The organism is Salifodinibacter halophilus (genome assembly GCA_012999515.1).
Lineage (GTDB): Bacteria > Pseudomonadota > Gammaproteobacteria > Nevskiales > Salinisphaeraceae > Salifodinibacter > Salifodinibacter halophilus.
The window spans coordinates 1-322 of sequence record JABEEB010000103.1 but is presented as its reverse complement, the minus strand read 5'-3'; the positions used below and the strand labels follow the sequence as shown (position 1 = coordinate 322).

Sequence of the window (322 nt, the reverse complement as noted above, 5' to 3'; positions counted from 1 at the left end):
CTGCGTGAACGGCGCCGGCGCCGCGGTCGCGACCGGCACCGGCACCAGCATCAACATCACCCTGCCGGTGTCGGTCACCGGCGCCGCCGCCAACGGCCGCGCCCAGGCGGTCACCTGTACCTTCACCAATCGCCTCAACAGCTCGGCCCTGTCGATCGTGAAGAGCGACAGCGCGACCGCTTACACCCCCGGCGGCCCGGCTACCTACCCCCGGACCGCCTGCAACGCCGCCGGCGCCGACGCCGCCAACGGCGCGACCATCGCCGACACCCTGCCCGCCGGCGCGACCCTGTCGGCGCAGTGGCAGTGCGTCGGCAGCGGC

Annotated in this window: 1 protein-coding gene; it reads left to right on the top strand. The window is 74.8% G+C overall.

Annotation, left to right across the window (positions count from 1 at the left end; all coding sequences use genetic code 11):
* A partial coding sequence (locus HKX41_10890; GenBank protein ID NNC24636.1) for a hypothetical protein occupies positions 1 to 322 on the top strand: 322 nt, incomplete at both ends.